The following is an 8909-nucleotide window of genomic DNA, read 5'->3' as shown; positions in this document are numbered from 1 at the left end:
TTCGAGATCGGCCGGGCCCAGCCGCTCGAAGGCGAGCTGCACCACGCCGCCGCAGCACTGGCCCAGCGCGGGGCCGAGCGGAATCCGCACGACGCGGCGCGTGGCATCGGGCGCCAGCGACGAAGGCGCTCCGCGCGCGGCGGCGTCGAGCATCTCGCGCGCGATCGCCATGCCGCGCCATTCGAGATGACCGCCGCCGATCGTGCCGATCAGATCGTCGCCGGTCACCAGCATGCGGATGCCGGGCTCGCGCGGCGCGGAGCCCTTGACCTCGACGATGGTGACCATCGCCGCCGGCACGCCGGCGCGCACCAGCGCAGCGGCATCGGCAAAGCGGAAGGGCTTGAGCGGGGCGTCCTGCATGATCGCGTCCGATCGATCTGGCGAGCCGGCGCTCACGCTGCGGCGGCCTGACGCACGGCATCGGCCGCGTTCAGGATCGCCTCGCTGGTCGCCGGCGCATCGAGCGGCGGATTGATCCGATAGCCGCCCAGGCTGGCGATGGCATCGCGGATCGCGAAGAACACCGAGAACGGCAGCAGCAGCGGCGGCTCGCCGACTGCCTTCGAGCGGTGGATGCTGTCCTCGGCGTTGCGGTTCTCGAACAGCCTCACGTTGAACACTTCCGGGCAGTCGTTGACGGTCGGGATCTTGTAGGTCGACGGCGCATGCGTCATCAGCTTGCCGTCCTTGTTCCACCACAGCTCCTCGGTGGTCAGCCAGCCCATGCCCTGGATGAAGCCGCCCTCGACCTGGCCGATGTCGATCGCCGGGTTCAGCGAGCGGCCGACGTCGTGCAGCACGTCCGCGCGCAGCAGCCGGAATTCGCCGGTCAGCGTGTCGACCAGCACCTCCGAGCACGCCGCGCCGTAGGCGTAGTAGTAGAACGGCCGGCCCTGCAGCTTGCTCTGGTCCCAATGCAGCTTGGGCGTCGCGTAGAAGCCGTCGGACCACAGCTGCACGCGGGCGACGTAGGCCTGGCGCGCCAGTTCGTCGAAGCGCAGGCGCAGCTCGCCCGCGACCACCAGATCGTCGCCGAAGCGCACCGTGGACGGATCGACGCCGGCCTGGCGCGCGGCGAAGGCGGCCAGCCGCTCGCGGATCTGGCGCGCGGCGTCCTGCGCGGCCTTGCCGTTCAGGTCGGTGCCGGTCGAGGCGGCGGTCGCCGAGGTGTTGGCCACCTTGCTGGTGTCGGTGGCGGTCACGCGCACGCGTTCGAGCCGGATGCCGAGTTCGTGCGCGACCACCATCGCCACCTTGGTGTTCAGCCCCTGGCCCATCTCGGTGCCGCCGTGATTGACCAGCACCGAACCGTCGTTGTAGACGTGCACCAGCGCGCCGGCCTGGTTGAAGTGCGCGACGTTGAACGAGATGCCGAACTTGACCGGCGTGATCGCGATGCCCTTCTTCAGCACCGGGCTGCCGGCGTTGAACGCGCGCGTGGCCTCGCGGCGCGCGCGGTAGTCGCTGCTGGCCTCGAGCTGGTCGAGCAGCTCGTGGATGACGTTGTCCTCGACGGTCTGGCCGTAGGGCGTCACGTTGCGCTCGGTCTTGCCGTACAGGTTGTCGCGGCGCACGTCGAGCGCGTCGCGGCCGACGGTGCGCGCGATATTGTCGAGGATGTACTCGATCGCGAAGGCGCCCTGCGGGCCGCCGAAGCCGCGGAACGCGGTGTTGCTCTGCGTATTGGTCTTGCCGCAGTAGCCGTCGATCTGTACGTGCGGCAGCCAGTAGGCATTGTCGAAATGGCAGATCGCGCGCGTCATCACCGGGCCCGACAGGTCGGCGGAGAAGCCGGCACGCGACACCATCTCGACCGCGACCGCGTCGATGCGGCCCTGCGCGTCGTGGCCGACCTCGTAGTCGAACACGAAGTCGTGGCGCTTGCCGGTGATCATCATGTCGTCGTCGCGGTCCGGACGCAGCTTGACCGGGCACATCAACTTCCACGCGGCCAGCGCCGCACAGCAGGCGAACAGCGCCGACTGCGATTCCTTGCCGCCAAAGCCGCCGCCCATGCGGCGGCATTCGACCAGCACCTGGTGCACCTGCCAGCCCAGCACATGGGCGACCGCGTGCTGCATTTCGGTTGGATGCTGGGTCGAACACCAGACGTGCATGCCGTCGTTTTCCTTCGGCGCGGCATAGGCAATCTGGCCTTCCAGATAGAACTGCTCCTGGCCGCCGAGCCGGATATGGCCCTTGTCCCGATGCGCGGCGGTGCCCAGCTGCTGGCGCGGCTGGCCGCGTTCCAGATGCATCGGCGGCAGCACGTAGCTGCCGGCCTCGTGCGCCGCCTGCGGCGACAGGATCGGCGGCAGGTCCTCGTAGTCGATCGCGGCCAGGCGTGCGGCGCGGCGCGCGGCATCGTGCGAGGAGGCCACCACGATGAAGATCGGCTGGCCGACGAACTGCACGGTGTCGCTCGCCAGGATCGGGTCGTCGTGGATGATCGGGCCGCAGTCGTTGACGCCGGGGATGTCCTTCGCGGTCAGCACCGCGACGACGCCGGGCGCGGCGCGCACCTTGTCCAGCGCGATCGCGCGGATGCGGGCATGGGCACGGGCGCTGATGCCGAGCGCGGCGTGCAGCGTGCCGGCGAGTTCGGGAATGTCGTCGGTATAGGTGGCCGTGCCGGCCACGTGCAGATGCGCGGATTCGTGCGGACGCGACACGCCGATCTGCGGCGGCGCCTCCGCCGCGATATGGGCGGCGAGGTCGCCGTCGCTGAAGTCCGCCGCCACGGGCGCACCGCCGTTGGCGACACCGGTGTCGAGCAGGAAGGCTTCGGTTTGCTTGTTCATGCCGATCGCTCCTTGTCTTAAGCGGTGACCACGGTGTTCGGCACGCTGCCCGCGCCGGGCGCCCGTACGTTGACGGCCGCGGCCGGCAGCGCATCGTCGCGCGTCTCCAGCCAGAAGCGGTACAGCAGATTGGCGGCGCCGCGGGCGCGGTATTCGGCGGTGGCGCGCATATCGGTCAGCGGCGTGTAGTCCTGCGACAGCGCGGCCATCGCGGCCTTGACGGTGGCTTCGTCCCAGCGCTGGCCGAGCAGCGCGGCCTCGGCCTGGGCCGCGCGCTTGGGCGTGGCGGCCATGCCGCCGAAGGCGATGCGGGCCTCGCTCACCACGCCGTTGGCGACGGTGATGCCAAAGGCGGCGCAGACCGCGGAGATATCCTCGTCAAACCGTTTGGACAGCTTGTAGGTACGGAAGTGCTGGGGCCCGGCCACCGGCACGCGCAGCGCCGCGACGAATTCGCCCTCGGCCATCGCGGTCTTCTGGTAGGCCAGGTACAGGTCCTCGAGCGGCAGCGCGCGGCGCGTGTCGCGATGCTGCAGCACGACCTCGGCGCCCAGCGCAATCAGCGCCGGCATCGAGTCGCCGATCGGCGAGCCGTTGGCGATATTGCCGCCGAGCGTGCCGGCGTTGCGGATCGGCAGCGAGGCGAAGCGCTTCCACAGCTCTTCGAGTTCGGGGTGAGCGTTGTTCAGCGCGGCGTAGGCGCGCTCCAGCGAGACGGCCGCGCCGATCTCGATGACGCCGTCGTGTTCGACGACCTGCTGCAGGTCCTCGACCTGGCCCACATAGAGCAGGTTGCCCAGTTCGCGGAACTGCTTGGTGACCCACAGCCCCACGTCGGTGCTGCCGGCAAGGATGCGTGCCGACGGCTCGGCCGCCTTCAGCGCGGCGAAGGCCGACGCGGTGCGCGGCGCATGAAAGAAGGCGCCGGACGGATCGCGATAGTGGAAGGTGTCCTCGCGCGTCAGCGTGCGCAGCGCGCTGGCGATCGCCTTCGGCTCGAGCCGGCTCGCGTGCGGCGCGGGCAGCGACATCATCCGCTGGCCCGCCTCGATGATCGGCCGGTAGCCGGTGCAGCGGCACAGATTGCCGGTCAGCGCGTCGCAGATGGTCTGACGGTCCGGCGCGGGGCCGCCCGGCTGGTGCTGCTGGTACAGCGCCCACAGCGACATCACGAAGCCCGGCGTGCAGAAGCCGCATTGCGAGCCGTGGCATTCGACCATCGCTTCCTGCACCGGATGCAGCGAACCGTCGGCCTGGCGCAGGTCCTCGACCGTGATCAGCGCCTTGCCGTCCAGCGTGGGCAGGAACTGGATGCAGGAGTTGACGGCCTTGAAGCTCAGTTCGCCATCCTGCTGCAGTTCGCCGATGACCACGGTGCAGGCGCCGCAGTCGCCCTCGGCGCAGCCTTCCTTGGTGCCGGTGCAGCGCGCGTCTTCGCGCAGGTATTGCAGCACGGTGCGGGTAATCGGGGCATCGGTGACCTGCTGAACCTGGCCGCGATGGTAGAAGCGGATGGGTTGTGTCTCCATGGTCGTTTTATCTCCTTGCGATGGGGACAAACATAGCACTGGCGCCGAGTAGCAATATTCGGCCCAGGTGATATGCCGCATCATGACGCCCCGGTCACCCGCGGCACCGGAGGCGCATGCCGCGAATGTACCGTGGCGCACCAAAACCGGGGGCATTCCGCGGGTTTGCGCCGAATTGACCGCTGCCAGGGTGACTGGCATACACTATGCGCCGATCCTTATCCCCACGCCACCGGCCCGCAGGCTTATCAGGCCGGACGAATTCACCATGCACGGACGCGACCATCTGGACACCTATCTGCTTCGGGTTTTGCACACCCTGCTGACCGAGCAGAGCGTCACGCGCACCGCCGTGCGGATGGGGCAATCGCAGCCGGCGATCAGCAATACGCTGAAGCGGCTGCGCGAGATCACCGGCGACGCGATCCTGGTGCGCGGCAAGAGCGGCATGGTGCCGACCGAGCGCGGCCGCGAACTGCTCGAACTGGCCGAGCAGAGCCTGGCCGCGATGGATCGCATCGCGCGGCCCCCGCAGCAGTTCGATCCGGCCACCACCGACCGGACCTTCCATCTGGGCGCGCCCGACTATCTGGACGCGTTCTTCCTGCCCAATATCGTCGAACGGGTGCGCCGGCTGGCGCCGGGCGCGAAGCTGTTCGTCCATCCGCTGACCAGCGCCACGGACTTCCTGGAGGAGCTCGAGCAGGGCAAGCTGGACATCGTGGTCGGCAACTGGCTGTCGCCGCCCGAGCATCTGCATATCTCGCCGCTGTTCGAGGACGAGGTGGTCTGCATGCTCGGCGCCCAGCATCCGCTGGCGAAGAAGGGGCTGTCGCTGAAGCACTACCTGGAGATGCCGCATCTGGCGCCGGCGCCGTATGCGTCGATGCAGCGAAGCATGATCGACCAGGCGCTGGCGGAGCAGGGCTACAAGCGCCGCATCCAGGTCACGCTGCCGTATTTCGGGCTGGTGCCCTATGTGCTGATGAAGACCGACATGGTGTTCACCACCGGCCGGCAGTTCGCCGCGCACTATGCCCAGTACCTGCCGATCCGCATGGTGCCGGCGCCGGTGTCGTTCCCGCGGATGCGCTTCTACCAGCTATGGCATGAGCGCTGCCACGCGGCGCCGGACGTGCTGTGGCTGCGCCGGATGATCGCCGAGGTGGCGGCCGATCTGCCGCTGCTGCCGCGGCTGGAGATCGCAGCCGAGTCCTGAGTCGGACGGGCGCGGCCGCTGCGGCTGCGATTGCCGTGGCTTCCGACCGCAGGTCAGGAGCCCGCCTTTTCCTTGTAGCTGGGGAAGAACAGCTGCTCGCCGTCGACCTTGTAGCCTGCGATGGCGTCCTGCCCCGCCTTCGACGTGATCCACTCGATCAGCTTGCGCGCATCGGTGTAGTTGATGCCGGGATGCCGGGCAGGATTCACCGCGATGATGCCGTAGGGGTTGAACATCTTCGGATCGCCCTGCACCGCGATGGCCAGCCCGGTCTTCGCCCGATAGGCGCCATAGGTCGCGCGGTCGGACAGCGTGTAGCCGGGCATCTGCGCGGCCATCGTCAGCACCTCTCCCATGCCGAGCCCCGCGTTGACGTACCAAGCCTGGCCCTTCGGCTCGATGCCGGCCTCCTTCCAGTACGACTTCTCCATCACGTCGGTGCCCGAGTTGTCGCCGCGCGAGATGAATTTGACGCCGCTGGCGGCGATCTTGCGGAAGCTTGCGATCACGTCCTTGCTGCCCGCGATCTTGGCCGGATCCGCCGACGGACCGACCACGATGAAGTCGTTGTACATCACGTCGCGCCGGTCGATGCCGTGCCCCGCCGCGACGAACGCGTCCTCCATCTTGCGCGCGTGCACCAGCAGCACGTCGACATCGCCCATCTCGCCCATCTTCATCGCCTTGCCCGATCCGACCGCGATCACCTTGACGGCGACGCCGCTGTCCCGCTCGAAGCGCGGCAGCAGGGTTTTGAGCAGGCCGGAGTTTTCGGTGCTGGTGGTGGTCGCCAGCTTCAGTTCGCCGGCGAAGGCCGCGCCGGCGCCGAGCAGCGAGGCGGCCGACAGCAGGGCGGCGGCGAGCCGTCGCGACAGCCCGCGGGAGGGCCGACCCGGAGTGGGAAATGGCATATGGAATTCCTCTAGTTATGTTTGTCTGAACATAATTGCGCGCGCCCATCGGCTTCGGTGACAATGCGCGACATCCGAAGCTTCCGCTAATCTGCGCAAGCTTGTGCGGGCGCCATGATTGTCTCGGCACTCCAAGAACAAAGTAAATAAGAACAGCGGAACATATGACATTCCAATTCGAACTGTTTCCGGTGGTATCGGCGGACGACAACCCCCGTGCCAACGGCAAGGTGTTCCTGCTGCTGCAGGCGGTGCGCGAGACCGGCTCGCTGCATCGCGCCGCCGCCAAGGTCGGACTGTCGTACCGGCATGCCTGGGGCGTGATGCGGGACTGGGAAGCGCTGCTCGGGCGCAGCATGCTGGATATGGAGCGCGGCCGCGGCGCCTCGCTGACCCGGTTCGGCGAGCGCCTGCTGCGCGCCGAGGGCAAGCTGCGCGAGGCGGTCGATCCGGCGGTGCGCAAGGCGCTGGCCGAGTTCGCCGCGGAGCTTGACGACGCCGCCCGGCCGCAGACGCGCATCCATTTCTCCGGCAGCCACGACCCGGCGATGGAGGTGCTGGCGGGAGCCCTGAACGAGCAGCCGGAAGGGCTGCAGCTCGATACCGTGTTCTGCGGCAGCGTCGAGGGCCTGATCTGCCTGCACGAGCGGCAGGCCGAACTGGCGGGCTTCTATGTCGCGCCGATCCAGACCGCGGGCTCCGTCGCGCACGTGACGCTGCGCAAATGGCTGCGCCCGTCCGCGGTGCGATTGATTCCGGTGGCCTCGCGCGAGCAGGGGCTGATCGTCGCGCCGTCGCGCGCGCGCGAAATCCGAGAGCTGCGCGATCTGGTCCGCACGCAGGCGCGCTTCGTCAACCGGCAGCGCAGCTCGGGCACGCGGCTGCTGTTCGACCAGCTGCTGGCGGCGCACGGACTGTATGCCGACCAGGTGGTCGGCTATGACGAGCCCGAGTTCAGCAACGAGAAGGTTGCCGAGGCGGTGCATGCCGGCCGCGCCGAGGTCGGCTTCGGCCTGCGCGTCAATGCCGAGGCGCACGGCCTGGCCTTCGTGCCGCTGACGCGCGAGGTCTACTATCTGGCGCTGCGCAAGGCCGACCAGTTCGCGCCGTGGGTCCATGCGTTGCTGGCGCTGCTGGCCGACCCGGCGATCGCCGCCCGCATCACCGCGCTGCCCGGCTATGCGCTGGTCGAGCAGCGCGGGCTGCTGGCCCCGGAGCAGGTGCTGCCCTGGTACGGGGTCGACGGGCGCGAGTAGCTAGACCAGGGCGTGACCAGGGCGTGACCAGGGCAATACCGGGGATCTTCGGGCAGTCCGGAACGACACCCGTATTACACTGCGCCCATGGCCGGCGCCGCCGGCCGCGACTCTGCGAGGGCGTCCCGATGCTGGAAACCGCCGCGCTGGCCGCCGGCATGTCCTGGGCCAGCGGCTTTCGTCTCTACCTGGCCGTGCTGGCCGCCGGCCTGCTGGCCCGCATGGGCTGGCTCGATCTGCCGGCCGGGCTGCAGCCGCTCGCGTCCAACTGGGTCATCGGCGTGGCCGCCGTGCTGGCGCTGGCCGAATTCATCGCCGACAAGGTCCCGGGCTTCGATTCGGTCTGGGACGGCATCCATACCTTCGTGCGCATTCCCGCCGGGGCGATCCTGGCGGCGGCCGCGTTCGGCAATCTCGATCCGCAGTGGATGGTGATCGCCGGCCTGGTCGGCGGCACGCTGGCCGGTACCGCGCATGCCGCCAAGGCCGGCACCCGCGCGCTGATCAATGTGTCGCCGGAACCCTTTTCGAATTGGGCGGCCTCATTCACCGAGGATGTGACCGCCACCGGCAGCCTGCTGCTGGCGTTCTTCCTGCCGGTGCTGTTCTTCGTACTGCTGGCGATCAGCCTGCTGCTGGCGCTGTGGCTGCTGCCCAAGCTGTGGCGCGGCGTGCGCAAGCTGCATGGCACGCTGACCCGCAAGGGCGGGCCGCCGGCCACGTACTGACCGGGATCGGCGCCATCCACGCCCCCGGCGCCCCGACAACGAATACCCCTGACCACGACATCATGCCGACCGATTCCGCCGCGGATTCCACTGCTCCTGCGCTGGTGCGCCCCGTCGCCGTTCCCCATGCCGGGGCGCGTTTCTCGCCGTGGGTGCAGGCGTGGCGGATGGCGCGGCGGGACTGGCGCGCCGGCGAGCTGACGCTGCTGCTGTTCGCGCTGGTGCTGGCGGTCGCGGCGCTGGCCAGCGTCGGCTTCCTGTCCGACCGGATGCGGCAGGGGCTGGAGCGCGATGCCCGCCAGTTGATCGGCGCCGACGTGCTGCTGGTGGCGGACCAGCCGTTCGATGCGGCCTTCGCGGCGCAGGCGGCGGCGCAGGGCCTGTCCGTCGCGCAGACGGTCACCTTTCCGAGCATGGCGACCGTCGCCCGCCCGGCAGACAGGCCGAACGGCGGCGAGACTG

At 69.1% G+C, this 8909-nt stretch carries 7 protein-coding genes and 1 pseudogene; 4 read left to right on the top strand and 4 right to left on the bottom strand.

The annotated features are described in order from the left end of the window. The 3 genes from B551_RS08030 to xdhA all read right to left on the bottom strand — a co-directional run. Window positions 1-363 (bottom strand): XdhC family protein (locus tag B551_RS08030; protein ID WP_043438113.1); only part of this gene is annotated, 363 nt, incomplete at its 3' end. Window positions 364-395: 32 nt separating this feature from the next. Then, the gene (gene xdhB, locus B551_RS08025; RefSeq protein WP_023263841.1) at window positions 396-2804 is read right to left on the bottom strand and encodes a xanthine dehydrogenase molybdopterin binding subunit; all 2409 of its coding nucleotides are present in this window, start codon (window positions 2802-2804) and stop codon (window positions 396-398) included. A 17-nt stretch (window positions 2805-2821) separates the two neighbouring features. Continuing rightward, the gene (xdhA, locus tag B551_RS08020) at window positions 2822-4333 is read right to left on the bottom strand and encodes a xanthine dehydrogenase small subunit (RefSeq protein WP_006578351.1); all 1512 of its coding nucleotides are present in this window, start codon (window positions 4331-4333) and stop codon (window positions 2822-2824) included. 268 nt (window positions 4334-4601) lie between these two features. Here xdhA and B551_RS08015 point away from each other — a divergent pair, with 268 nt between their 5' ends. Continuing rightward, the gene (locus B551_RS08015; RefSeq protein WP_006578352.1) at window positions 4602-5552 is read left to right on the top strand and encodes a LysR substrate-binding domain-containing protein; all 951 of its coding nucleotides are present in this window, start codon (window positions 4602-4604) and stop codon (window positions 5550-5552) included. A gap of 53 nt (window positions 5553-5605) precedes the next feature. Here the strand turns inward: B551_RS08015 and B551_RS08010 are convergent, their stop codons facing one another. After that, window positions 5606-6463, bottom strand: a complete 858-nt coding sequence (locus B551_RS08010; RefSeq protein WP_006578353.1) for a substrate-binding domain-containing protein — start codon at window positions 6461-6463, stop codon at window positions 5606-5608. Window positions 6464-6627: 164 nt separating this feature from the next. On the opposite strand from B551_RS08010, the gene B551_RS08005 reads away from it, so the two are divergent. The 3 genes and pseudogenes from B551_RS08005 to B551_RS07995 all read left to right on the top strand — a co-directional run. Further along, a complete protein-coding gene (locus tag B551_RS08005) occupies window positions 6628-7719 on the top strand; it encodes a substrate-binding domain-containing protein (RefSeq protein ID WP_023263840.1) in 1092 nt (363 codons plus the stop codon). Window positions 7720-7847: 128 nt separating this feature from the next. Then, complete coding sequence (locus tag B551_RS08000) at window positions 7848-8447, top strand: DUF4126 domain-containing protein (protein ID WP_023263839.1); 600 nt, start codon at window positions 7848-7850, stop codon at window positions 8445-8447. A 62-nt stretch (window positions 8448-8509) separates the two neighbouring features. Further along, window positions 8510-8909, top strand: a pseudogene (locus B551_RS07995) (ABC transporter permease); the annotation flags it as partial.

The sequence above is a fragment of the Cupriavidus sp. HPC(L) genome (assembly GCF_000307735.3).
Classification (GTDB): domain Bacteria; phylum Pseudomonadota; class Gammaproteobacteria; order Burkholderiales; family Burkholderiaceae; genus Cupriavidus.
The sequence above is the reverse complement of the archived record's forward strand: the minus strand, read 5'-3'. Positions and strand labels throughout refer to the sequence as shown.

What these genes read in the sequence shown, in the direction of transcription:
- xdhB (WP_023263841.1), bottom strand. Translation starts at nt 2,804, where the DNA reads ATGAACAAGCAAACCGAAGCCTTCCTGCTCGACACCGGTGTCGCCAAC.
- xdhA (WP_006578351.1), bottom strand. Translation starts at nt 4,333, where the DNA reads ATGGAGACACAACCCATCCGCTTCTACCATCGCGGCCAGGTTCAGCAG.
- B551_RS08015 (WP_006578352.1), top strand. Translation starts at nt 4,602, where the DNA reads ATGCACGGACGCGACCATCTGGACACCTATCTGCTTCGGGTTTTGCAC.
- B551_RS08010 (WP_006578353.1), bottom strand. Translation starts at nt 6,463, where the DNA reads ATGCCATTTCCCACTCCGGGTCGGCCCTCCCGCGGGCTGTCGCGACGG.
- B551_RS08005 (WP_023263840.1), top strand. Translation starts at nt 6,628, where the DNA reads ATGACATTCCAATTCGAACTGTTTCCGGTGGTATCGGCGGACGACAAC.
- B551_RS08000 (WP_023263839.1), top strand. Translation starts at nt 7,848, where the DNA reads ATGCTGGAAACCGCCGCGCTGGCCGCCGGCATGTCCTGGGCCAGCGGC.